Source organism: Roseovarius indicus (assembly GCF_008728195.1).
Taxonomy (GTDB): Bacteria; Pseudomonadota; Alphaproteobacteria; order Rhodobacterales; family Rhodobacteraceae; genus Roseovarius; species Roseovarius indicus.
The window spans coordinates 1,016,058-1,039,434 of record NZ_CP031598.1 but is presented as its reverse complement, the minus strand read 5'-3'; the positions used below and the strand labels follow the sequence as shown (position 1 = coordinate 1,039,434).

Annotated in this window: 19 protein-coding genes and 1 pseudogene; 4 read left to right on the top strand and 16 right to left on the bottom strand. The window is 59.9% G+C overall.

Features of this window, described 5'->3' with window-relative positions; all coding sequences use genetic code 11:
* Positions 1–12: 12 nt before the first annotated feature.
* From RIdsm_RS04915 to RIdsm_RS04840, 16 genes and pseudogenes are all read right to left on the bottom strand, one after another.
* Complete coding sequence (locus RIdsm_RS04915) at positions 13–609, bottom strand: glutathione S-transferase family protein (RefSeq protein WP_244955848.1); 597 nt, start codon at positions 607–609, stop codon at positions 13–15.
* A 96-nt stretch (positions 610–705) separates the two neighbouring features.
* Positions 706–1,629: a LysR family transcriptional regulator gene (locus RIdsm_RS04910; RefSeq protein ID WP_057819704.1), complete on the bottom strand. Its 924-nt coding sequence runs from the start codon at positions 1,627–1,629 to the stop codon at positions 706–708.
* Between the two features lie 223 nt (positions 1,630–1,852).
* Positions 1,853–2,530 carry a Sua5/YciO/YrdC/YwlC family protein gene (locus tag RIdsm_RS04905; RefSeq protein ID WP_057819702.1) on the bottom strand — a complete coding sequence of 226 codons (678 nt, stop codon included), beginning with the start codon at positions 2,528–2,530 and terminating at the stop codon, positions 1,853–1,855.
* Between the two features lie 4 nt (positions 2,531–2,534).
* Entirely contained in the window at positions 2,535–3,428 is an 894-nt protein-coding gene (locus RIdsm_RS04900; protein WP_057819701.1) for an isocitrate lyase/PEP mutase family protein, read from the bottom strand.
* Positions 3,425–4,063 carry a 3-isopropylmalate dehydratase small subunit gene (locus tag RIdsm_RS04895; protein WP_057819699.1) on the bottom strand — a complete coding sequence of 213 codons (639 nt, stop codon included), beginning with the start codon at positions 4,061–4,063 and terminating at the stop codon, positions 3,425–3,427. The genes RIdsm_RS04900 and RIdsm_RS04895 overlap by 4 nt, the downstream gene beginning before the upstream one ends.
* Entirely contained in the window at positions 4,060–5,448 is a 1,389-nt protein-coding gene (locus RIdsm_RS04890; RefSeq protein ID WP_057819697.1) for a 3-isopropylmalate dehydratase large subunit, read from the bottom strand. The genes RIdsm_RS04895 and RIdsm_RS04890 overlap by 4 nt, the downstream gene beginning before the upstream one ends.
* Complete coding sequence (locus RIdsm_RS04885; protein ID WP_057819695.1) at positions 5,441–6,169, bottom strand: Sua5/YciO/YrdC/YwlC family protein; 729 nt, start codon at positions 6,167–6,169, stop codon at positions 5,441–5,443. The genes RIdsm_RS04890 and RIdsm_RS04885 overlap by 8 nt, the downstream gene beginning before the upstream one ends.
* Position 6,170: 1 nt before the next feature.
* Positions 6,171–8,060, bottom strand: coding sequence for a TRAP transporter permease (locus tag RIdsm_RS04880; RefSeq protein ID WP_057819692.1), 1,890 nt, complete (start codon positions 8,058–8,060; stop codon positions 6,171–6,173).
* A 25-nt stretch (positions 8,061–8,085) separates the two neighbouring features.
* Complete coding sequence (locus RIdsm_RS04875; protein WP_057819690.1) at positions 8,086–9,039, bottom strand: TAXI family TRAP transporter solute-binding subunit; 954 nt, start codon at positions 9,037–9,039, stop codon at positions 8,086–8,088.
* Positions 9,040–9,072: 33 nt separating this feature from the next.
* Complete coding sequence (locus tag RIdsm_RS04870) at positions 9,073–10,680, bottom strand: AMP-binding protein (protein WP_236553380.1); 1,608 nt, start codon at positions 10,678–10,680, stop codon at positions 9,073–9,075.
* Between the two features lie 29 nt (positions 10,681–10,709).
* On the bottom strand, positions 10,710–11,480 hold the full coding sequence (locus RIdsm_RS04865; protein ID WP_057819686.1) for a GntR family transcriptional regulator: 771 nt from the start codon (positions 11,478–11,480) through the stop codon (positions 10,710–10,712).
* A 335-nt stretch (positions 11,481–11,815) separates the two neighbouring features.
* Positions 11,816–12,507, bottom strand: a pseudogene (locus RIdsm_RS04860) (IS6 family transposase).
* Between the two features lie 164 nt (positions 12,508–12,671).
* The gene (locus RIdsm_RS04855; RefSeq protein ID WP_057819684.1) at positions 12,672–14,288 is read right to left on the bottom strand and encodes an ABC transporter ATP-binding protein; all 1,617 of its coding nucleotides are present in this window, start codon (positions 14,286–14,288) and stop codon (positions 12,672–12,674) included.
* Entirely contained in the window at positions 14,281–15,135 is an 855-nt protein-coding gene (locus RIdsm_RS04850) for an ABC transporter permease (RefSeq protein ID WP_057819682.1), read from the bottom strand. The genes RIdsm_RS04855 and RIdsm_RS04850 overlap by 8 nt, the downstream gene beginning before the upstream one ends.
* Positions 15,132–16,112 carry an ABC transporter permease gene (locus RIdsm_RS04845; RefSeq protein WP_057819680.1) on the bottom strand — a complete coding sequence of 327 codons (981 nt, stop codon included), beginning with the start codon at positions 16,110–16,112 and terminating at the stop codon, positions 15,132–15,134. The genes RIdsm_RS04850 and RIdsm_RS04845 overlap by 4 nt, the downstream gene beginning before the upstream one ends.
* Before the next feature lie 76 nt (positions 16,113–16,188).
* A complete protein-coding gene (locus RIdsm_RS04840) occupies positions 16,189–17,787 on the bottom strand; it encodes an ABC transporter substrate-binding protein (protein WP_057819678.1) in 1,599 nt (532 codons plus the stop codon).
* 185 nt (positions 17,788–17,972) lie between these two features.
* On the opposite strand from RIdsm_RS04840, the gene RIdsm_RS04835 reads away from it, so the two are divergent.
* The 4 genes from RIdsm_RS04835 to RIdsm_RS04820 all read left to right on the top strand — a co-directional run bounded on the left by RIdsm_RS04835 (position 17,973) and on the right by RIdsm_RS04820 (position 23,355).
* Positions 17,973–19,451, top strand: coding sequence for an aldehyde dehydrogenase (locus RIdsm_RS04835; RefSeq protein ID WP_236553378.1), 1,479 nt, complete (start codon positions 17,973–17,975; stop codon positions 19,449–19,451).
* Positions 19,448–21,154 (top strand): thiamine pyrophosphate-binding protein, encoded by a 1,707-nt coding sequence (locus tag RIdsm_RS04830; protein WP_057819674.1) that lies wholly within the window; start codon positions 19,448–19,450, stop codon positions 21,152–21,154. The genes RIdsm_RS04835 and RIdsm_RS04830 overlap by 4 nt, the downstream gene beginning before the upstream one ends.
* 96 nt (positions 21,155–21,250) lie before the next feature.
* A complete protein-coding gene (locus RIdsm_RS04825; RefSeq protein ID WP_160325878.1) occupies positions 21,251–22,543 on the top strand; it encodes an NAD(P)/FAD-dependent oxidoreductase in 1,293 nt (430 codons plus the stop codon).
* Positions 22,540–23,355 (top strand): IclR family transcriptional regulator, encoded by an 816-nt coding sequence (locus tag RIdsm_RS04820; protein WP_057819671.1) that lies wholly within the window; start codon positions 22,540–22,542, stop codon positions 23,353–23,355. Before RIdsm_RS04825 ends, RIdsm_RS04820 begins: the two co-directional genes overlap by 4 nt.
* The last annotated feature ends 22 nt before the right edge of the window (positions 23,356–23,377 follow it).

Below are 23,377 nucleotides of genomic sequence, written 5' to 3'. Positions count from 1 at the left end.
GACGACCCGGCCTCAGCCGGGGCGTGTGGCGGCGAAGGCGGGCCGCGCGTTCAACACCGACACCCAGTTCGCCAGGCGCGAGCGGGTCTCGAGAATATTCAGTTCTGGATGACGAAAGCCGACCCAGTCGGCCGCGCAGACGGCGGCAATGTCGGCCATGTCGGGCACGTCGACCGTATCTGGCGCGACATCGTCGAGCACATCAAGAGCACGGCAGACCGCCTTTTGATGGGTGTCGACAAACTCGTCCTGATCGGGCCCGCCGGGGCGCTGCTTTTCGACACGGGCGATCATGCCCTTGTCGAGAACGCCCTGCGCAAGCCCGAGAATGCGCAAACGGTCGGGGTCGCCATCCACCGGGCTGTGCAGTTTCCCGTGGGCCAAAAGACCATCGAGATACCGGCAGACAAGATCGGATTCGACGATCGTCACGCCAGAGTCGAGCGACAAGGCCGGGATTCGCCCGACCGGGTTGAGATCCCAGAAGCCCGTCGCGGGATCGCGAGGGTTCACGGGTACCTCCTCCACGCTGTCGGCCTTTCCAAGCTCGCGCAGCATGACGCGCACTTTTCGTGCGTAGGGCGAATTGCCCGACATAAACAGTTTCACTAGGGTCCTCCCTGTTCGCGCAAGGGAAAGGCTATCCAAAGTCATTCATTAACAAAAACTAAAATACCCGAATAATAAGACAGAAATTTTGAACAATCAGATGGCCAGGCCCAGCCGGTCGGCATTCTTCGCGGCCGTGTTCACGACTGTCTCCAGCAGAAGGTCGGCGACCGGCGACAGTTTCTCGCCCCTGCGCGAAATCTTTCCGATCGTTCGCGAGGCGCGCTGATCCTTGAAGGACAGCGCCACCAGCCTTGACGCGACAAGCAGGCGCGGGTCGACCACGGGCATGACGGTGGCCCCGAGCCCGGCCGCGACAAGCGCGTAGAGCGTCGGATATTGCATGCTCTCATGCCGGGGTAAAATCGTGATATCCGCCCGCCGCGCCAGCTCGTCCAGAACACCGCGCGCTGTGCTGCCCTTGCTGGGGCACATCAGGTGAAGATGGTCCAAGTCCCCCGCTTCGGCAAAGCCACGCCGCGCAATCGGGTGCGTCTCGGGCAGAATGAGTTTGAATTCCTGCTCGAAGAGCGGCGAGAATTCCAGCACCTCGGGCACGTCCGAATAGGGCCCCATGCCAAAATCGACCGCCCCGCTTTCAACCGAGTTGAGCATGTCCGTGCGCAGTGCCTCTAGCAGCGATACCTTCACGTCAGGCTGCTCTGCCTCGATCCGCTTGATCGCCTCGGGGATGATGCTGACCGCGATGGTCGGAGAGACCGACAGCTCGACACTGCCCGAAAAGGCCGCGGTGTTCGCCTTGAAGTCGCGCAACAGCCTGTCGGTCTCGTTGAGAATACGGCGCCCGCGGATCAGGAACTCTTCCCCCGCATCGGAAAGCCGAACAGACCGCGTTGTCCGGACCAGAAGCCGGACGCCCACGATCTCTTCCAATTGGGCGATCTGACCACTGACCGCGGCAGGCGATCTGCCGACCCGTTCCGCCGCCCGTTTGAAGCTTCCGAGATCGGCCACGGCCACGAATGTCGCGATCAGCCCCATGATCTGCCGGTCTTGCATGGAAAACCTTTCGAGAGGCGCCTTACTTCGGCCGACAAAGTACCCAGAACGAAAAACGAAAGGGAGGGTGCACTCATAGGAACCGTTGGTCAAGACGCGATGGTTATCCTACACGATGATCGCCTAGTTGGCAGGCCGACGAGAATAGACCCAGTCCACCTAAGACCCCAACAAAATAGACATGCGATAGCCGAGGTGTTCGATAATGACATCCCCGCGACCATTAGGCTGCCTGTTTCAAACTGATCCCGAATTCGAGCTCAAGAGCGTCGGTGATGAGTTCGTAGCATGACCCGATCCGTACGACCTTCATTTCGCTGAGGTCCAGAAGGGTCGAACTCTTTTCGTACAGGTGATATTTGCGCAGTCCGTAATCCACGATGACGTCAGCAACATCGCGGATCTCGGGTTCGATATCCTCGACGCGGAACTTTGTGCCCTGCATCGTACGGTTCGCGGATGACCCGAAGAGCGGATGGCATTCTTCGCGGCTCAGCCGGGAAATTTCTGCATGAAACGCTCCGGCATTGAGAAGCATGCAGACCGTGCCATCCCGGGTCGACCGGCGCAGCCCCTCCTCGTCAAGCGCCTCGATCAGAGGATGGTCCGGATGTGCCGGTGCAATGATGCCGAGCGGCAAGCCTCGTTCCTTGGTGAGGCAGTTCACCACGTCGCGCTGTTCCGGTGTCAGGTCGTGCAAGTCCTCTGACATGGTGTTGTCGCCGATCATGGCGTTCAGCTTGTGTTCGGCCCGTTGCTTGGCATCGAAAATCCTGATCAGTGAGGGCGTCGATCCCCCGATCAGGGAATAACCTACATCCATCGGCAGGATCGCACTGCCTCCGGACTTGAGTACATCGAAAGCCCGGCGCGCGTCGGCTTGGATATCGGTTCTTGCCATGGTCTTATCCTTTGTCGTTCTGTTGGAACCACTTGGCTTCGAAGGCCCAGACGTCCTCGAAACCCATAAGGCGGTTGAAGTCGGAGAAATCGAAAAGCGGCTGGTTGCCACCATGGCTGGAGCCGGTTTCGCGCAAGGTGGTATAGGCTTCGCGAAGGGCGGCCCCCGCGGCGAGAAAGCCGAAGGCCGGGAAAATCGCTGCGCTGTAACCCAACTTGGCGAGCGCGGGCGCGGAAAGCACCGGCGTGCGCCCCCCTTCCACGATATTGGCCACGAGCGGCGTGTCGAAACTCTGACAGATGCGTTCCATTTCCTCTTCGCTTTCCGGGCTTTCGATGAACAGGATATCGGCGCCCGCTTCGGCATAGACTTCGCCCCGGCGCAGGGCTTCGTCCAAGCCATGGACGGTGCGCGCATCGGTTCGCGCAACGATCAGCAGTTCCGGATCATCGCGGGTGTCGATCGCCACGCGGATCTTCTGGGCCATGTCCTCGGCCGGTATCACCTTGCGGCCAAGCGTGTGGCCGCATTTCTTCGGAAACTCCTGGTCTTCGATCTGGATTGCGGCGGCGCCCGCCGCTTCGTATCCCCGCACCGTGCGCTCGAGGTTCAGCAATCCGCCGAACCCGGTATCGGCATCGGCGATGAGCGGGGTCCGGGTGCCCCCGGCGATCGCGGTGACGCGAGAGAGCATCTCGGCATAGCTGATCAGGCCCGCATCCGGAATGCCCAGGTGCGAGGCCGTCGTGCCATAGCCCGTCATATACAGCGCGTCAAAGCCGATCTGGTCGGCAATGCGCGCAGAGATCATGTCGAACACGCCGGGAATGGAGGTCAGGCCCGGGGCCCGGATACTCTCTGCCAGCCGTGTGCGGAAATGAAGATTTTGGCCTGTCATGAGTGATCTCCTGAAACGGCGAGGATGTCTTTTGGCGCCCACGCCTGGCCGCCAAGATAAGCGTTGATCTTGCGCCGGGAGGTTTCGGCGCGGCGGATCGCCCGGTCGAGCGGCATGTCACCATCGAGGATGGCCCTGCGCGCGGTCTCTTCCATCGACAGGACAAGTGCGGGCCTGCCGTCGGTCATCAGCGTACCGGTCGTGATATCTATGTGTAAGCTCGCGGTTCCGGCCGTGATATCGGGGCGCACGGCAAGGGCGGCGATATCGTCAAGCGGTGCCGTCAGACAGGCCAGCCCGCACGTTGCCGCGTTGCCGGCGAATATCTCTCCGAAGCTGGCGGCGATGATGGCTTCGAACCCGGCATCCTGAAGCGCCCAGACCGCGTTCTCCCGCGAAGAGCCGCAGCCGAAATTTCGCCCGGCAATCAGAATGTTGGCCTTGTCATAGCGCGGGTCGTTCGTCGGGAAGCCGGGTTTCGGCGTTCCATCCGCGTGACACCGCCAGTCGGCGAAGAGCGCCTGGTCGAACCCGCCGGGCAACGTGTAGAACCGCGCGGGGTAGAGCGCATCGGTGTCCACGTCATCAAGTAAGAGCGGCATCGCGCGCCCGATTATCGACGATTTCGCGATCATGTCCCTGCCCCCGCCAATGCGCCGGGATCGGTAATGACACCGGTGATCGCGGCAGCGGCGGCCGATGCGGGGCTTGCCAGATGCGTTCTGGCACCTGTCCCCTGCCGGTTCTCGAAATTCCGGTTGGTGGTTGAGACGATACGCTCTCCCGCGCCGGCCTTGTCGCCGTTGAGGCCCGGGCACATGGAACAGCCGCTGTCGCGCCATTCGAAGCCGGCCTCCTTGAATATGAGGTCGAGCCCCTCGGCCTCGGCCGCGCGCTTGACGGACATGGAGCCGGGCACCACGAGCGCCCGGACAGTCGCAGCCACCTTCCGCCCCTGCAATATGGCTGCTGCCTCGCGCAGGTCGGACAGCCGCCCGTTCGTGCAGGACCCGATGAACACCCGGTTGACCGGCGTCCCCAGAAGCGACGCGCCCGCGTCGAGCTGCATGTAGTCCAGCGCCCGGGCGTCAGCGGCGGCGGGGATCGTGCCGCAAATTGCCATGGCCTCGCCCGGGGTGGTCCCCCAGGTGATCTGGGGCCGAAGACGCGAGACATCGAATGTGAGCGTCTTGTCCCATGTCGCCCCCGGATCGGTCGCGACGTCCTCGCAGGCGCGGCGCAGGGTTTCGAGCACGTCCGGCGAAGGCGCCAGCGGCCGCTTGGCGATATAGTCGAACGTTGCCTCATCCGGGGCTGTCATGCCGATGCGCGCGCCCATCTCGATCGCCATGTTGCACAGGGTCATCCGCGCCTCGACCGTCATGCCGGCAAGCGCCTCGCCGGTGAATTCGACCATGTGGCCGACACCCGCCGACACGCCGAATTCCGCGATCAGCCCGAGGACGATATCCTTGGCCGACACCCCCTTTGGCAAGGCCCCCGTCAGCTCGACGCGCATCGTCCCGGGTTTGCGGATCGCCAGCGTCTGGGTCGCCAGGACCTGTGCAATTTCAGAGGTGCCGATGCCCCAGCCCATGGCCGACACCCCGCCCATGGTGCAGGTATGACTGTCGCCGCAGACAACCGTCATACCGGGAAGGATCAGGCCGAGCTCCGGGGCGACCACATGGACAATACCCTGGTGATCGTCGTCCACGTCGAAGTGCCGTATGCCAAAGTCGCGGGCATTCCTGCGGAACATTTCGAGCATTTCCGGACCGCCCGGCACATTGCCCGTCGCACGCCCCGGTTCGGTTGACACGATATGGTCCGAAAACCCGATGACAAGGTCGGGATTGGCCACCTTCAGACCGCGTTTCCGCAACTCCTCGAACGCCCGCGGCGTTGACAGTTCGTGTAACAGCAGCCGGTCGATGAATAGAAGCGACTGGCCATTGTCCAGTCTCTCGACCTCGTGGTTGTCCCAAACCTTGTCCAGAAAGGTCCTTGCCTCAGGCATCTTGAGCCTCGCCCACGGCCGCCCCGCGCACCAGGTCGCGATCCGGCATCGGCGGAATCTCGATAGAGAAATGGCGGTTCAGGATGTCGCGGATCTGTTCGTAGCAAACGCCGAACCGGTGCACCTCGAAGCTGTCCACGTCGATGATGGTCGAGGAGATTGCCATCGGGTTGTTATAGCGGCACAGGCCGTAATCCACCTTGATGGCGGCAGCATCAAGAACCGGGGCCTCGACATCTTGCAGGCGGAACTTCGATCCGCCGAGCGAGACATTGGCCGAAGAGCCCATGACCGGCGTTCCGTTCTGCCATGAGATGGCCGTCAACGCCCGGTGCAGGGGCCCTGCATTCAGCAACAGATCGATCGTGCCGGACTTGGTCGACCGCTCGAAGCAGAACGGGTCCAGCGCCCCGGTAAAGGCGTTGCCCTCACGGTGCTTGCCGACAATGGACAGCGGCAGGTCGTAATCCTCCGTAATGGCCGCGACCACCTCTCGCGCGCGTGTGTCCACGTCATGGACCTCGCGGAAGATGTCGCGATTGGCCAGCGTTCCGTTGGGCTTGGAAAAGCTGCGCCCCTTCGCGGTGTAGATGCGCTGGATCGCCTCGGCGGTCATGCCGAAGACCGCATAGGCCACGTCCAGGGGGATAACAGCGACACCGCCATCTTTCATCGTTTCGTAAACGCGCTGCGCGTCCGTGTCCGGATCGAGGACGGTCATATCAGGTCCTTTCCTGAGGAAGTTTCACGATTGGTTGGAAATTGGTGCGGGTGCTGATCCAGAAGAGGCCAAAGATCAGCACGCCAAGGATCGAGATGTACCAGACAGGCACCAGAAGCGCGCCGCCGCTGGCGATCAGGATGAGCCGGCCCAGCCCGGTTACGTGCGTGAACAGCCAGCCCGTCAGCCCGCCCGCAATCACGGCGGTGCCGGCGACGGCCGTGGCCACGGAAATGACCAGCCGGAGAGGATCGGCCGACTGCAGAAGCAGCACGGGGTCGTGGATGAAGATCATCGGCAGGATGAAGGCGACCGCGCCAAGCGATATCGCCCGCATCGACGTCCGGATCGGGTTCGATTGCGCGATGCCCGAGGCCGCGTAGGTGGCAAGGTCCACCGGCGGCGTGATGTGCGACAGGTTCGCGTAATAGAAGACGAAAAGATGCACCGCGATTGGCATGTAGCCAAGCTTGATCAGCGTGGGCGCAACAACAGCCGCGGCAAGGATATAGGCCGCCGTGGCCGGCAGGCCCATCCCCAGGATGATCACCACGATCATGCCGAGGATCAGCGCAAGGATACGGCTTTCCTGGGCGAACTCGATCAGGAATTGCGAGAACTTGATGGCAAGCCCCGTGCCGTCCATGCCACCGATGATGATGCCGGCGCAGGCACAGGCGCAGAGTATCGGCGTGGCCTGTTCGGTGCTGTCGACCAACGCCGCGAAGATGGCGCGCAGCCCCATGGGCTGCAGAACCCAGGACAGGACAACGCAGAAGCCGACCGTGTAGAGCGCGGCGCGCACAGGCGGGATGTCGATCGCGATGAGGCCGAGCAGAAGCAGCACCGGGATGAGATAGGGGCCACAGCGCAGCAGCGCGGCGGACCGGGCCTCGCCCTCGGTATCGGAGCGGATATCGAGCTTGCGGGATTCGAAATGGACCGACAGGAACACCACGACGAAATACAGAATGGCGGGAAAGATCGCGGCGAGGATGATGTTGCCGTAGGGAACTTGCAGAAGCTCTGCCATGATGAAGGCACCGGCCCCCATTACAGGCGGCATCAGGAGCCCCCCGGTGGAAGCCACGGCTTCGATCGCGGCGGCGAAATAGGCGCGGAACCCGGCAGCCTTCATGAGCGGGATGGTAAAACGCCCGGTGCCGACCACGTTGGCCACCGAACTGCCGGAAATCGTGCCCATGATGGCCGAGGAGAAGACGGCCACTTTGGCCGACCCGCCATAGGAGCCACGGGTGAATGCCCGGCTGAGGTCGAGCACGCGGTCCATTGTGCCCATGCGCGCCAGAAATGCCCCGAGCGAGACGAACACGAAGATCAGCGTTACCGCGACTTTTGGCGCCACGCCGAACAGGCCCGCGCTCTGCGTGTAGAGCGAGAACGTCATGAAGGACATGTCCCAGCCGGCGTGCCGCCACGCGGGGGGCAGCATGTTTCCAAGAAACGCATACCCGATCATTACCGTCGCGATGATGGGCAGGGCCCAACCGAAATAGCGCCGTGTGACTTCGAGCACCGACAGGACCGCGACGACACAGGCGATCTGGTCCCATATGCTGGGAATGACCTGACGCATCTGGATAGCCATGTAGTTGAACACGACGTTCAGGAAGGCCGCGGAAACGGCGATGGCGAAAACGATGTTGAGTGCAGGATGGAGCCATACGCCCCGGCCGCGCCGGGACGTATGAAGAAATGCAAAGGGCAGGATCAGGGCCATGGTCATGGCCGTCTGCCACATGGGCTGAAGCAGGCCGTAGTAGTTCGCCGACAGGACGAAGACCGAAATACCTGCGGCAAAGACGGCAAGACCGTTGCGCCAGAGCGCGCTACCCTTGCCAGTGCCGGTGTCTTCGAAATCTTCGTGCACGGTTCAGCCCTCCCAGCCCGGACAATCAGTCGAGCCAGCCCTGTTCGTTGTAGTAACGCTCGGCCCCCGGATGCAGCGGCGCGATCGGCAGCAAAGACGCCTGCAGCCAATCCGGCGTCAGGTATTTCTGCGAGGGGTGGACGTTCTCGAGCTCGTCGAGGTTCTCCCACAGCGCCTTGGTCATCTTGTAGACCAGATCTTCATCCACATCAGCGTTGATGATGTTGATGGTGTAGCCGACGATGATCGGCACATCGGCGTCCGTGCTCTGGTAGCTTTCGGCGGGCACGACACCGCCGGACAGCAGGTCGCTCGCCGCATCCACCGCCTCGATCTGCTCTTCCGTCAGGCCGACGACACGGATGTCGCGCGTCGCTTCAAGCTCCAGCACACCGGCGGTGGGAATGCCGGTGGTCTCGATGATTGCGTCAAGTGTGCCGTTCTTCAGCCCGGCCACCATTTCGCCATGGCCGATCTGGTATTCATCGATCTTGTCATAGCCGACGCCGAGCGTTTCAAGGATCGCCTTGTTGGTTTGTTCCCCGACAGACCCCACCGAGCCGACACCGACGCGCAGGCCTTCGAGATCTGTCCAGTCCTGCACGTCGCTCTCGGCCGGCACCACAAGCTGTGCGCCGTAGACGTAAATCGGCATCCAGGTGCGAACCTTGTCGGCCTTGGGCTGACCTTCGAAATTGGCGATACCGCGGACGGCCTCGTAAGGCGCACTGTTGCCGGCGGGACCGGCCTGAATGCGGCCTTGCTGAACAAGCTGCGTCGTCGGTACGCTGGGGCCCGATGCCTGCACGGTCATGGAGACTTCGGGCACCTCGCGATTGATGACCGAGGACCAGCCGGTCATGATCTGAAAGGTCGTATGACCGGAGCTCGACGCGCCCTGAACGATGCTTTCCTGGGCACTCGCGGACGAGCCTGCCAGGGCCACCGCAACGGCGGCGGCCAGAATATTGAGTCTCATTGATGTTTCCTCCCTTGAAGTTTTGGCCTCTCCTCAGGCCGGTTGGCTGGCCAGATCCTTGGCTTTCTGGCGCAGTACGAATTTCTGGATCTTCCCTGTCGAGGTTTTCGGCAAAGCCCCGAACACCACGCGGCGCGGACGCTTGTACCCGGCAAGCCGGTCCCGGCAGAACGCAATCAATTCTTCTTCCGAAGGCATGCGGCCGGGTTTGGCTTCGACAAAGGCACAGACGGTTTCGCCCCATTTTTCCGACGGTTCTGCCACGACCGCCACATCGAGCACGTCGTCATGTTGGTAAAGCACGCTCTCGACCTCGATGGTCGAGACATTTTCCCCGCCCGATATGATGATGTCCTTCAGCCGATCGCGGATCTGCACATAACCGTCGGCGTGGCGCACCGCGAGATCGCCGGTCGAGAACCAGCCGCCCTCGAAGGCCTTGGCCGTCGCTTCCTCGTCCTCGAGATAGCCCTTCATGACGGCATTCCCGCGCAGAACGATTTCTCCCATCGTCTGGCCATCCGCCGGAACGGGTTCCCGGGTGTGAGGATCGACAACCTCCATGCCCTGCTGCGTGGCATAACGCACGCCCTGTCGGGCCTTGCGCCCTGCCAGTTCGTCCGCCCCGAGCGACGGCCAGTCGGTCTGCGGCTCGCAGACCACGCAGGGGCCGTAAACCTCGGTCAGCCCGTAGACATGCGTGATCTCTATGCCGAGCTTCTCGACATTGCCGATCACGCTTGGCGCGGGGGCTGCTCCGGCGGTGAAGGCCTGCACCTTCTGCGCAAGTGGGCGGCGCACGGTATCCGGCGCGTTGGCCAGCATGTTCAGGACCACGGGCGCACCGCAGAAATGCGTGACGCCACATCCATTGATCGCCTCGAAGATCGCCTCTGGCTCGACCTTGCGCAGGCAGACATGCGTGCCCGCATTGGCGGTGATCGTCCACGGGAAACACCACCCGTTGCAATGGAACATCGGCAATGTCCAAAGATAGACGGGGTGGCGAGGCAGGCACCAGGTTTGCTGGTTGCCCAACGCGTTCAGATAGGCACCACGATGGTGATAAAGCACGCCCTTGGGCCGCCCGGTCGTGCCGGAGGTATAGTTGAGCGCGATGGTTTGCCATTCATCCTCGACCGCGTCGGGCAGCGGGGCATCGGAGCCTTCTGCCAGAAGATCCTCGTAGGAGGGCACGCCCAGCGCCGGAAAGTCCGCAGTGGCCGGGTCATTGATCTCGAACACGGTCAGGCGGTCGGACAGGCGTGAAAGAACGTCCTTGAGCGGCTGGCCCAATTCCCTGTCGACAAGCAGCACGCGGGCACCGGAATGGGTCAGGATATACTCGATTGTCGCCGGGTCGAGCCGCGTGTTGATCGCGTTGAGGACGGCCCCGACATGCGGCACGCCAAAATGACATTCCAGAAGCGCCGGAACGTTGGGGGCCATCACGGCGACGCAGTCACCGCTCCCTATGCCGCGCCGTGCCAGCGCGCTTGCCAGCCGAAAACAGCGCGTCTGCATGTCGCGGTAACTGTGCCTCAGCTCACCGTAGATGATCGCAGGGTGGTCCGGATGAACGTCTGCCGTCCTCGAAAGAAATGACAGGGGCGTCAGCGGCACATGATTTGCGTCTGACACGGGAATTGCATTCAGGTTCGGCCGCTCGGTCATCCCTGGCTTTCCTTTCTGGCGCGGGCGCGCTCCTTTCCGGGAACGAGGATGCGCTTTCCTCTCGACATCGGGACGCGCGGCGCCTCGCTGCGGGCCCGCTTTGTCTTCTTCACGGACATCCGGTCGCGCGCCGCCCAGATATGCTCACGCATGAGCCCTGCGGCGCGGTCCGCCTCCCCCGAGGCCAAAGCGGCCAAAATGTTCACATGGGCGGTGTGGCTTTCGGTCAATTGCTCTGCCGAGAAGCTGAAGAAGTTTCTCAGCGCCAAAGGCAGGTCCGCTGTCGACGCGATCTGGCGGAGCAGGAACTCGTTGCCGCAATTGTCATAGATCTTACGGTGGAAGCTGTGATTCATCTTCAGAAACCAAGCCCGCTGCTCGGCGGTATGGTCAGGAATGGATACAATTTCCTCCATGCGCCGGGTCATCCCGGTGAGGTCCTTGAGAAGCGTCGCAGACAGGCCACGACGACCGCTCAGCCGGACAGCCTCTGCCTCGAGGATCGCCCGCACACCGTAAATTGCCCGGACATCCTCGATCGAGAATACCGTGACACGGTAGCCCCGGTTCGCCTCCCACGTCAGGAAACCCTCCGCCTCGAGCCTGGCCAGCGCGATCCGAACGGGCGTTCGGGAAACCTGTGTGTCCTTCGCAAGCTGCGTCTCCGACATCTTGTGGCCCATTGGAAACTGCCCATCGCAAATGCGCACCTTGATGTGCTCATATGCAACTTGGGCCAAACTGCTGTCTTCCATCACCGCTTCCATATCTGGTTGTTCCCACGACGGAACGAATCCGGCAATATTCTTTTTGAAAAATGCAAAACTATTCTAATATATTTATTTATTCCACTTTAATATCGATAAATTGTATTCAAAATTTTTCATTCAGTTATTTAAAGCGGCAATAAAACATATACTTAATTGTTTTAATACTTAAGCGCACCGGGAAAGCGGACAGCCTGGATGTCAATATGTCGGTGCGCACGTCAGACGTGGGCATCGTGTCCATCCATTTGCCGGCGCCACCCATGCTACATCAAAGGCAGCCCGGCGTTGCCACGGTAACTTCAGGTTGCCCGAGAAATTGCTTCAGTCCGCATTCAAGCGGCAACGATTTGATGCCACCCGGCCATCGCTTTGGCGCGCGCCTGACGGAGGGTTCGACAGGAGATCAGGTGGCGTTGTAGGTTGAATTGATTGTAGATGGCGTCGTGAACGGACACAAAACGCTGCATCGAGCAGGGTGATTTGAACCGACCCATTCGCCGTTCTCATCGGCGTGTTGGCTGATGGTTAACTTCAGCCCGATTGTTCGATCGATCGCCTGTGACATGAAGGTGGATCAGGTCAAGGTCTCGAAGCGCCGCGGAATATGACCCCAGCTTGTCGGAAACGATCCTGTCCGGGACGTAGCCCTGCTTTTTCAGGAGTTTGCGCTTAAGTTTCAGGGCTGCGCTTTTTTTCGGTGGGATTGGGCGAGGATTTCAAGAACCTCGCCTTAACCGTCAACGGCGCGCCACAGGTAAACCCGCTTACCACGGATACGGACAAAAACCTCATCAAGATGCCAGGTTCCCGAATGCTGAACTCTGCGAGACCTGACCTTTGCCGCGATCGCCGGCCCGAATTTCAGTATCCAGCGGCGGATGGCTTCATAGCTGACATCGATCCCGCGCTCGGCAAGCATTTCCTCGACATCCCGAAAGCTCAACGGAAAGCGAAAACAGAGCCAGACCGCCCGTTGGATTATCGACGATGGAAATCGGGGGCGGGCGTAGGAAATCTTGCTCATTCAAGGACAAATACGGGACATCACACTCACGGTCGAGTTAATGTGTAAACGCCCCGTAGAAGATTCAGGTTACAATTTACGCGACTCGTGGATAGGACCTTTCACATTCAGGCAACAAGCTATTTCAATGCCAGACATCGGATAGTAGGGAGTTCTGCGTCACGTCAGGAATTGCAAAACTGTTCCAGCCAACCTGTGGCTATTTCCGGGACGGATTTGACAAGCTTTTCCGTGTAGGGCTCGAATGGCGGGCTGAATACGAAGTCTCGTGGACCTTGATCGACGATCTTACCCTTACTCATCACGATGACCTCATCGGATATTGCCTTGGCCGCCAAAACGTCATGGGTGATGAAGATGTAACTGGTTCCCATTTCTTCCTGTACACGGTTCAGCAGACGGATGATATCCTCCTGAACAAGCTGGTCCAGAGCCGAAGTAACTTCATCGCATATTACGACTTCTGGCTCGGGCGCCAAAGCACGTGCAATGCAGACTCTTTGCTTTTGTCCTCCTGACAATTCCTCCGGATAGCGCGAGGCAAGCGACGGGTCCAGTTCGACCATCGAGAGCAGTTCTTCCACCCTGTGACGCGCCTTTTCTCGCGACAGACCTGTGAACCAACGCAGGGGACGCAGTATGATCTGACCGACCGTCTGCTGCGGATTGAGGGCCGTGTCCGCCATCTGAAAAATCATCTGCACGCGGCGAAGCTGATCCTTGTTCCTGTTTTTCAAGTGCAGTGGGAGTTGCTTTCCGGCCAGCTTAACCTGTCCCTCCACATCTTTGACCACTCCCGAAATACATCGTGCCAAGGTAGATTTGCCAGAACCGGATTCTCCCAGTATCGAGACGGTTCTCCCCACTGGAACCGTAAGACTGACATTATCGAGCGCCTTGAACTTCCCGTAATAGGCCGTGAGGTTCTCTATGGTCAGCCTCGGCTCCGCGCAGATCTTCGCATTTCGTTCAATGTTCCTGACGGCCCAGAGAGATCTGGTGTACTCTTCTTTAGGCGCGTTGATCATCTCTCGCGTTTCAGCCTCTTCAACCTCCTTGCCATGGCGCAAGACCTTGATCCGGTCTGCCATCTGGGAAACCACGGCAAGATCATGACTGATGTATATGGCGCTGCTACCCAGCGTGCGCATCGCGTCCTTGATCGAAAGAAGCACGTCGACTTGCGTGGTAACATCAAGTGCCGTTGTCGGTTCGTCGAAAACAATGAGACCCGGCTCGGGCACCATCGCCATCGCCGTCATCACCCTTTGAAGTTGACCGCCTGAGACCTGATGGGGAAACCTCGAGCCGATGGTTTCAGCTCCGGGCAGGCGCAGCGTGCTGAAAAGCTTGATCGCATGGCGACGCGCCTCGGCACCGTTCCAGCCACGCTTTACCAAAGAGGTTTCAATCGTTTGACGGATCAAGCGATGCGCAGGATTGAAAGCCGCGGCCGCCGACTGTGCAACATAGGTCATGCGATTGCCGCGAAGGCGATTCAACATCGCACTGCTTGCAGTCCTCAGGTCATGCCCGTCAAACAGGATGGACCCGCCCGATATCCGACAGCCAGCCCGCGCATACCCCATGGCAGCCAGGCCCAGACTCGATTTTCCTGCCCCGGATTCACCGATGAGTCCGAGAACTTCACCAGGATAGACTTTGAGATCCACCCTGTCGACGATAGTGGTCCATCGATCATTGCTGAAGCCCTCGATGACTACACCTTGCATATCCACGAGCGGCGCTACGTCGTTCTGGTCGGCAGCATGATTATCCATTTGGGGAATCTCCACTAGACAACAGGAACCAGTCGACAAGCGCGTTTACCGAAACAGTAATCAGCGCGATGACGATGGCAGGCACAAGGGGTGTGATACCGGCGCGCAAGTCGAACTGTGCAAATTGGATAAGGTTGGCATTCTCGCGAACCATTGACCCAAGATCGGCGGTGGGCGGCTGAACGCCCACCCCAAGGAACGACAGAGCAGCGATCGTCAGAAAAACGAAACAAAAGCGAAGGCCGAATTCCGAAAGCATGGGGGCCGTGATGTTCGGCGCCACTTCGCGCAGCATGATCCACGGCAGGCGCTCGCCGCGCAACCGGGCGACTTCCACATAGTCCTGAACGACAACGCCGTAGGAAACCGAGCGGGTCAATCGAAACACCCGGGTGGATTCCAATACTGCGATGACCACGATCAGATTCCAGATTGTGGACCCGAAAATAGACAACAGCATAAGCGCGAAGATCAGGCTGGGGATGGCCATTAGCACATCTGTAAGGCGTGCCAGAAGCTGATCCAGAAAACCGCCAAGGATCGCTGCTATCAGCCCAAAAATCCCCCCGATCACGAATGCCAGCAACGTCGCGAGCAGCGCGATCAGGATCGAATTTCGTGTTCCATATAGAAGTCGGGTGAGTATGTCCCTCCCAATCTGATCGGTCCCGAGCCAGTGCTCTGGGCTCCACGGGGCGAAAGGTTCGGAAAAGACCTGTGCCTCGCCATAGGGGGCGATCCATGGCGCAAACACGGATGTAAGCACCAGCACCCCCAACAGAGTACAGATGACGGTCAGGCGACCATGATTGAATGCAAGTGCAATGGTTTTCACGACAGCGCTCATTTCGGGTGCAACAGTCGCGGATTGGTCATGATCGCAATGACATCCGCCAGAAGGTTCAGGACGATATACGTTCCCGCAAAGACCAGGGCACAGGTCTGAACAACGGGAATATCGCGCGACGTCACTGCATCGACCATCAACTGGCCAATACCCGGGTATGCAAACACCACTTCCACCACGACCACCCCGACAATGAGGTAAGCCAGGTTGAACGCGATGACCGTAGCGATCGGAGCCCACGCGTTGGGAAGGACATGCATCAGCACGATGCGCCAGCGAGAGAGCCCCTTGAGCTTTGCAGTTTCGACATAGGGCCGGGACATCAGGTCATTCAGTGCCGCCCGTGTCATGCGCATCATATGCGCCATGATCACGATCGTCAGAGATATCGCCGGCAGGGCCATGCGGCTCAGGCGTTCGTCCCAGGCCATGTCCGGCGACACGTTCGCAAGTGCCGGAAAAACCGGAAAGAGCGACGCAAAGAGGAGTATCAGCGCATACGCGATAAGGAATTCCGGGAACGATATCGCCCCCAGGACCGCCCAGTTCAGGGCTCGGTCAAACCATGACCCGCGATAAAGAACCGCCGCGACACCCAGACCAAGCGCAAGCGGCACGCTTATCACGGCAGTGAGACCCGCAAGCAGTATCGTGTTGCTCATTCTCGGTGCCACCAGGTCGACGACGGCTCGTGACCGGTCGTAGCCCGACGAGGCCCGGCCGGAAAAGGACTGGCCAAAATCGCCTTGAAGCGCATTGGCAAGCCAGTCGAAATAACGCACGAAGACCGACTGGTCGAGTTGAAGTTCAGTTCGAAATGCACGCACGGTCTCTTCGGTGGCAGATTGGCCAAGCACGGCTTGGGCAAAGTCACCGGGCAATAATTCCATTGCGCCGAAGATCACCATGGACGTGATGAGCAAGGTTACGATGCCAAGCAACAGCCGCCCGGCGACAATTTTGGAAAGCGCGATCATGACTCAGCTTCAGTTTGTGGTTTCAACGGCGATTTAGTGCCCGGCGCCGGTTCACAGCGCCGGGTCGGCGCTAGCCCTATGCGAACCACCAGCGTTCGGCGATCTTGTTGCCGTCGAGATCCCAGTTCGCTGCCACTTGCTCGTCATGCTCCAGCTTGTTGCTCGCGGCCATGATGTAATTGGCAAACATCGGCACGATCGTCCCGCCGTCATCCCGCACGAGTGTCTGAGCCTCCGTGTAAAGCTGTTGCCGCTTGCCGGTGTCGAGCTCTGCCCTCGCCTGCTTGACAATCGAGTTAAATTTGTCAGCCGCAGGCGTATCCCGCCACGCGGTATCGTTCCACTCGGTATCGGCCGTATAAGCTGTTGAGAACATCCAGTCCTCGGTAGGCCGTCCGCCCCAATAGCAGGCGCACCAGGGTTTCTTGTTCCATACGTTGGACCAATAGCCATCTGTCGGCTCGCGAACGACTTCGATCTCGATCCCGGCTGCAGACGCCGAGGCGGACAAGAGCTGCGCGGCATCGACTGCGCCGGCAAAGGCGGCATCCGATACGTGCAACTGCACCGGCCCGACGTGGCCCGATTTTTCGAAATGGTGCCGCGCAAGATCGGGGTCATAACTGCGCTGCTCCAGACCGTCGGCATGATAGGTATTGGCTACGGCAATGGGGTGATCGTTACCCAAGACACCATGACCAAGCAGTATCTTGTCCAGCATTTCCTGCCGATTGATCGCGTATTTCATGGCCAGCCGCATATCGAGATTATTGAATGGCGACGAGTCGAGACGCATCGGGAACGTGTAATGCTGAGTGCCGGTAACTTCGAGAATACTGAGGTTGGGAGCCCGGCTCATGATGCTGACCGTCTTGGGGTCGACGCGATCAATGACATCGGCATCGCCATTCAGAACCGCATTTTGCCGTGCAGTCACGTCAACAAGCGAAACGATGGTTACGGAATCGAAATGCCCGCGTCCTTCCTTCCAGTAGTTCGGATTTCGTGAAAACTCCGCACGAACACCCGGATCGAAGCGATCAAGCTTGTAAGCCCCTGTCCCGACACCGCCGGTGGCGTCGATCATTCCATCTTCAGACGGCAGAATGATCAGGTGGAAATCGCTGGTCAGAAAGGCGAAGTCGGCGTTCGGTTCCGAAAGTTCGAATACGACACCGTCTTTTCCATCACGGCGCACGCTTTCGACCGAGGACAAAAGCCCCTTGGCGGCGGAACGTGACCCTTCGCGGATGTGATGCTCGAAGCTGGCGACGACATCGTCCGGCGTCAACGTTTTCCCGTTATGAAACTCGACACCTTTGCGAAGACGGAAATACCAGGTCTTGCCGTCCTCTGTTTCATGTTGCTCGGCCAGTTCATTCACCAGCGAGCCATCGTTGCCAACTTCCATGAGGTTGTTGGCATAGGTGTAATTGATGTTGATGGTCATGCCATGTTCCGTCGTCGCCGGATCCAGCGAGTCAGTGGTTGACCCAAACCCGGTTCCGACGCGCAGATGCCCGCCCGACTTTGGTGACGCAGCCCTGGCCGACCCCGGCAGAATGCCTTGCACGGCGGCGAAAGCGCCAAATCCACCAGCACATTTCAGAAGGTCACGCCGACCAAAATTCCGTGCTCCGCCGATCATCGACGATGTTCTGATTTTACCGTTCATATCCGAAGCTCTCCCTGTTTTGTGATTCTTGATCAAACATCATTTGTCCTTGATCACATATTGTCAACGTTCATTTACCTTGCACTTAACCCGCAAGCACCGATTGACATCACCGCGAGCAAGTATCACTAATCGAGATTAGTTGCGTTTTTTGGAATCAAAGGCAAGGGAAAATGACGAAATCAATGACAAACCACCGGCACCTGCTCGACGACCTGACGATACAGGACAAGGCAATAGTCGGAGGAGATCTGTGCCAATCACTCTCGGGCGAGTCGTTCAACGTGATCGACCCTTCGACGGGGAAGACCCATGTCGACATAACCCACTGCGGGCCGGAAGATGTCGATCTGGCTGAAAAGTCTGCGCGCCGGGCGTTCGAGGCGGGTGCATGGTCCCGGATCTCGGCGACGGAACGCAAAACCACCCTGATGCGCCTCGCCGGCCTCATGCGCGATCATGCTGAAGAACTGGCATTGCTGGAAACACTCTGCGTCGGCAAACCCATAAACGATGCGCGCAACGTAGATATCCCCGCGTCCTGCAACACACTGGCCTGGTTTGCCGAAGCAGCCGACAAGGTTTACGGCGAAGTCGCGCCCTCCGATGACAACTCCCTCGGCTTTGTCGAGCATGAACCGCTCGGTGTCATCGGCGCCGTCGTCCCATGGAATCTGCCCTTGCTGATGACCGTCTGGAAAATCGGCCCAGCACTGGCGACCGGAAACAGCGTCATCCTGAAGCCGGCGGAACAGTCCCCCTTGTCGGCGCTTCGGCTCGGTCAGCTGGCGCTGGAAGCGGGCATCCCGGAAGGCGTGCTGAACATCGTGCCGGGGTACGGGGAAACCGTCGGGAAGGCGCTCGGCCTTCATCCCGGCGTCGACGCCATCGGCTTCACCGGATCGGCCGAGGTTGGCAAGCTCTTCCTCACCTACTCGGGTCAGAGCAACATGAAGCGCATCTGGCCCGAATGCGGGGGGAAGTCGCCTCACATCGTCACCAGGAATTGCAAAGACCTGAAAAAGGCGGCCGCGGCCGTGGCAACCGGCATCTTCTTCAATCAGGGTCAGGTGTGCAATGCCGGGTCACGTCTGCTGGTAGACCGTCAGATCAAGCAGGAATTCCTCGCCCTCGTCCGCGAGGCCTCTTCAGACCTGATACCCGATGACCCGTTCCTGACCACAACCAAGCTTGGCGCGATTGTCAGCCGCCCGCAAATGGAACGCGTGTTGTCTTACATCGAAGCCGGTCGCAGCGAGGGTGCAGACCTCGTAATGGGTGGCAAACAGGTCCGCAAGGATAGCGGCGGCTATTTCGTCGAACCGACAATTTTCGACAACGTCTCGAATGACATGACGATAGCCCGGGACGAAATCTTCGGCCCCGTCCTCGCAACCATCTCCTTCGACACGTTGGACGAAGCTATCGCGATCGCCAACGACAGCATCTACGGCCTCGGTGCCGGCATCTGGACTGACGATCTGGACGAGGCGTTGACGGCCTCTAAGCGGCTGCATGCCGGTACCGTCTGGATCAACAATTTCGACGATGCAAACGTCACGGTACCCTTCGGCGGGTTCAAGCAGTCCGGCTTCGGGCGCGACAAATCCCTGCACGCCCTTTCGAAATACACCGACCTCAAAACCACTTGGATCGCAAAATGACCACCGATGTCCCCTCGATGAATCTTTCACAAGCGATCGCCGACATCATGGCCATAAGCGGCGCCAAGTACATCTTCACTCTGACCGGCGGCCCGCAGGAGCCACTGATCGAAGCAAACCGGCGGCATGGCATCAAGCCAATCCTTGCCCGGTCCGAACGATCCGCCTTCGCGATGGCAGACGCCTATGCCCGAATGACGGGCAAGCCGACGTTCGGCACGGCTCAGGCGGGTTGTGGCACCTCAGCCTTGCCATTTGGCATGGTCGATGCCTTTTGGGCCAACAGCCCGGTCATCGCCATCAACAGCGCGGCCAATTCCTCGACGGCGCTAAGCCACGACTACCAGGAGCTCGACCAGATCCCCTCGATTCGGCCGGTGACCAAATGGTGCGAAATGCTGCCATCTCCGGACCGGATCTTCGACGTCCTGCCCATGGCCATCCGCGCCGCTCTTTCGGGAAATGCCGGCCCCAGCTACCTTGGCATTCCGATGGACTGGTATACGCGCGACGTGAAAGGCAGCTGGCTGCAGGAATTCGCACTCAGCTCCCTTCAGTCCCGCGCTTGCCCCGCCAATCCGGATGATGCCTGCCGAGCGGCGCAACATCTGGCGTCCGCTGAGCGCCCGGTCATTCTCGCGGGCGGCGGAATTCTCGCCGCACATGCCTGGGATCGTTTGACAGATTTCGCGCGGCGCTTCGACATCCCCGTTGCCACCACCATGTCCGGTAAGGGGGCATTTCCGGAAACCGACTCCCTTTCCCTCGGCGTGTCCGGGCGGTACGGGCGTAGCGCCGCCAATTCAATCATCGCCGAAAGCGATTGTGTTTTGGCAATCGGAACACGCATGGGGTCCATGGGAACAGACAGCTTCGCCTGCCCCGCACGCGATTGCCGTATCGTTCATATCGATATCGAACCGACGAATTTCGGCCGAACCTACCCCAATACGGTTCCCTTGCTGGCCGACGCAAACGCCGGTCTGGAGGCCCTTCAAAGCGCGATTGAGGACGAGCCCCAGAAGGATCGAACATCATGGCTGGAAGCCGTCAGAGGCGCCATGGAAAACTGGCGCCGGAAGTACAAGGCATTCGCCGACACCCCGACGCTTGGCGGCCGCCTGAACCCGGTGTCTGTCATGCAGGTCCTCGATGCGACGCTTAAAGATGACGTCATCGTCTCCGATACCGGGTACATGGCGGCATGGGCGGCGACATTGATGGACCAGCACACGCCCGGCCGCCAGCACCTGCGCGCCGCAGGGTCGCTTGGCTGGGCTTTTCCCGGCGCGATGGGGGCCAAGCTGGCAACTTGCAATGACCGTCACGTGGTTTGCATAACCGGCGACGGCGGCCTCGGGTACCACCTCGCCGACCTCGAAACGGCCTGCCGGCTGAACCTCCCGACGGTGACCATCGTGATGAACAATGCCGGGTTCGGTTTTTCCTATGACGCACAGCGGCAAGGATCCATTGGCAACGCATGCCTGCCCGAGATCACCGACTTCGAGGATAACGACTTCTGCGCAATTGCCAGGGGGTTCGGCGCGCATGGCGAAACGGTAACCGACCTGTCGGACCTCCAGCCCGCCATCGAAAGGTCAAAGGATTCCGGCCGCGCCGCCATCCTGGACGTGAAGGTGTCCCGCGAGGTCGGCCCGCCCGTTGCACGGTTCGCAGAAAGCTCCGCGCATGGGCTTTGAAGCCCGGCAACTGCCAAATCGATCGTTGAGGTTGGAATGCTAGGCCAAGATATCGAAGTTAAGAACGTGTCGATAACCTCTGCGGCCAGACGCCTGTTGAGCAGCGACTTCCTGCAGGAACCCTACTGGTGGACGTCCGCCCCACCAGAGGACCATTCAGATGGCTTTCCCGACTCCACGGATGTTCTGATCGTCGGAAGCGGCGTAACCGGAACAAGTGCCGCCTATCACTTGGCGCGGCTTGGGCACCAGTCCGACGTCATCGACGCAAACTTGATCGGCAGCGGAGCAGTAAGGCGCAACGCCGGATTTCTCAGTCGAACGTTGAAGAAGACATTCACGACCCTCGCCAAATCCCACGGCGCAGGTTTCGCGGACGCCGCCTTCAAGGAGGTCAATCATGCCTTTGATTTCGTAACCTCATTGATCCAGGAACTGGGGATCGACTGTGCCTTGGAACCCTCGGGTCGTCTGGTCATGGCGACCTCCCCCGCTCACCTGGGCAAGATGATCGGCACATTCGACGATCTGCATCGCCAATTCGGAACACCATACGAGGTGATCCCGGAAGCCGACATCCACCGCGAGGTCGGCACGAGCCATTACCACGGTGCCGTATTGATCCCCGGCCTCACCAAGTTTCACCCCGGTCTATTTCATTCCGGTTTCGTCGCTCGTGCCCGAAGCGCCGGGGCGCGGTTTCACGCCCATACGAAGCTGGAAAGCCTGAAGCAAACCGGGAACGGTTTCATGGCCCACACAACGCGTGGAACCATTCGGGCGCGCCGAGTGCTCATCGCAACCAATGGCTATAACGACACCGAAATGCCATGGTTGAAGCCGCGCCTGGCGCCTTTCAGCGGCCACATGCTCGCCACCGAAGAACTTTCGCCGCAACTCCTCCAGCGCCTGCTGCCGACGAACAGAGGATGCACCGACAGCAACACCAATCTCGATTACTTTCACCTGGCGCCGGGCGAGAACCGGCTGTTGTTCGGCGGCCGAACCGGTGCGAACCCGGAAAACCCCTTGGACATGGCCTGGTATCTGCACCGAAGAATGTGCCGGGTTTTTCCCGAACTCGAAGATGTCAGGGTCAGTCGCCTATGGTCCGGCAAATGTGCAGGCACGTATGACCTGATGCCCCATGTGGGAGAAAGAAATGGGCTGTTCTTCGCATCCGGCTACAACTTTGCAGGTACGCCGATCGGCGCGCTCTTTGGCAAGAAGGTTGCCGATGCCGTGGCAACCGGGAAAGCGGTGGATTCGATCTTCGCCACGACCAGGATGCCCCGCTTTCCCCTACCCGTTCGTCGTTGCGGCGGCGTCAGAATTGTGATGACTTATCTGGACGTGAAGGATTGGTTGATCGCGCGAGGAATTTTGTGAGCAGTGACGCACCCGAAGAAACATCTGGCGACAAACCACTGGAACGTTACCTCCGGGTGCTCGAGTTTGTATCGGGGCTTTCTGACGGTGCAACCGCGAATGAAATCGCCACGCACCTGAATCTTCCGAAACCAACCGTGCACCGACTGGTGCGCGCACTGACCGCGTCTGGCGCTTTGAAACTGTCAGAAGAGGCACCGCTCAAATACGTGCTTGGGCGCCGCATACTGGGCCTCCTCCATGCGGGCGCCACGGCATCCTGGCTCAGCAGCATGAGCAAGCCGATATTGGAAAAGTTTGCGGCCCAAAGCGGCGCCGCCTGGTTCGTGGCTGAACTGAAAGACGGAAAGATCCAGAGCATCTGCTTCGCCGCCCCGAATACCGAGGTGCAAGCCTACGTCATCCCGGGTGCCCCTGTCGTGCCTCACGCCGGTGCCAGCGGCAAAGCCATTCTCGCGCATCTCTCCCCGGCAGAGCGTAAATCCCTGCTCGGCGCCCGTTTGACCCGACTAACCGACGCAACGATTGTCGAGAAAGCAGAGCTTGACCGCCACCTCGAAGAGGTCCGCCGAAGGAACCTCGCGATCTGTGACGAGGAAGACCTTGAGGGTTTCGCCGCGATCGCATCCGCGCTTGTAACCGACAATTACCCGGTGAAGTTCGCGATCTGTGTCACCGGCACGCGAAGACGCATTCTCGGTGACGCACGGCAGGAACTGGAAGCCATGGCGCAAAGCGGCGCAGCAAGTCTGTCCGCCATGCTCGAAATCCGGCTGCGCGGTGAACTGAACCCCGAATCCGTCCTCCAATAGAACCACCAAGGTTGTTCGACGC

What these genes read in the sequence shown, in the direction of transcription:
- RIdsm_RS04900 (WP_057819701.1), bottom strand. Translation starts at nt 3,428, where the DNA reads ATGACAGGCCAAAATCTTCATTTCCGCACACGGCTGGCAGAGAGTATC.
- RIdsm_RS04910 (WP_057819704.1), bottom strand. Translation starts at nt 1,629, where the DNA reads ATGCAAGACCGGCAGATCATGGGGCTGATCGCGACATTCGTGGCCGTG.
- RIdsm_RS04905 (WP_057819702.1), bottom strand. Translation starts at nt 2,530, where the DNA reads ATGGCAAGAACCGATATCCAAGCCGACGCGCGCCGGGCTTTCGATGTA.
- RIdsm_RS04830 (WP_057819674.1), top strand. Translation starts at nt 19,448, where the DNA reads ATGACCACCGATGTCCCCTCGATGAATCTTTCACAAGCGATCGCCGAC.
- RIdsm_RS04885 (WP_057819695.1), bottom strand. Translation starts at nt 6,169, where the DNA reads ATGACCGTCCTCGATCCGGACACGGACGCGCAGCGCGTTTACGAAACG.
- RIdsm_RS04855 (WP_057819684.1), bottom strand. Translation starts at nt 14,288, where the DNA reads ATGGATAATCATGCTGCCGACCAGAACGACGTAGCGCCGCTCGTGGAT.
- RIdsm_RS04865 (WP_057819686.1), bottom strand. Translation starts at nt 11,480, where the DNA reads ATGGAAGCGGTGATGGAAGACAGCAGTTTGGCCCAAGTTGCATATGAG.
- RIdsm_RS04875 (WP_057819690.1), bottom strand. Translation starts at nt 9,039, where the DNA reads ATGAGACTCAATATTCTGGCCGCCGCCGTTGCGGTGGCCCTGGCAGGC.
- RIdsm_RS04890 (WP_057819697.1), bottom strand. Translation starts at nt 5,448, where the DNA reads ATGCCTGAGGCAAGGACCTTTCTGGACAAGGTTTGGGACAACCACGAG.
- RIdsm_RS04835 (WP_236553378.1), top strand. Translation starts at nt 17,973, where the DNA reads ATGACAAACCACCGGCACCTGCTCGACGACCTGACGATACAGGACAAG.
- RIdsm_RS04845 (WP_057819680.1), bottom strand. Translation starts at nt 16,112, where the DNA reads ATGATCGCGCTTTCCAAAATTGTCGCCGGGCGGCTGTTGCTTGGCATC.
- RIdsm_RS04850 (WP_057819682.1), bottom strand. Translation starts at nt 15,135, where the DNA reads ATGAGCGCTGTCGTGAAAACCATTGCACTTGCATTCAATCATGGTCGC.
- RIdsm_RS04840 (WP_057819678.1), bottom strand. Translation starts at nt 17,787, where the DNA reads ATGAACGGTAAAATCAGAACATCGTCGATGATCGGCGGAGCACGGAAT.
- RIdsm_RS04895 (WP_057819699.1), bottom strand. Translation starts at nt 4,063, where the DNA reads ATGATCGCGAAATCGTCGATAATCGGGCGCGCGATGCCGCTCTTACTT.